At 50.1% G+C, this 347-nt stretch carries 1 protein-coding gene; it reads left to right on the top strand.

The features are described from left to right. Window positions 1-15 precede the first annotated feature (15 nt). On the top strand, window positions 16-347 hold a 332-nt coding region (locus L9G74_RS20045), incomplete at its 3' end, for a trypsin-like serine protease (protein ID WP_238898536.1).

The following is a 347-nucleotide window of genomic DNA, read 5'->3' as shown; positions in this document are numbered from 1 at the left end:
CTTAAGGAGATGAAGGTGATTTTGGTTTCTTTCTTGTTCTTCGGCGTGGCCTGGGCTGGCCTCACCTGCGATTGTGGCAGAAGGAACGCGGGTAGGATAGTCGGTGGAACGGAGACCAAGAAGAACGAGTACCCATGGATGATCGCAATCAGGACTAGGACGAACAGCTTCACGTTCTGCGGAGGAGCGATCCTAACTCCTTGGCACATCATCACCGCTGCACATTGCGTCTGGACACGTCAAGCCAAGGACCTAGTTGCGATAATAGGAGCCCACGATGTCAATGACCTTTTAGACAAAACAAGAAAACTACACAACATTGATCAAGCCATAGTCCATCCAGCATA

It is taken from the genome of Shewanella electrica (assembly GCF_022321485.1).
Classification (GTDB): Bacteria; Pseudomonadota; Gammaproteobacteria; order Enterobacterales; family Shewanellaceae; genus Shewanella; species Shewanella electrica.
This window is presented reverse-complemented; position numbering and strand designations above follow the sequence as displayed.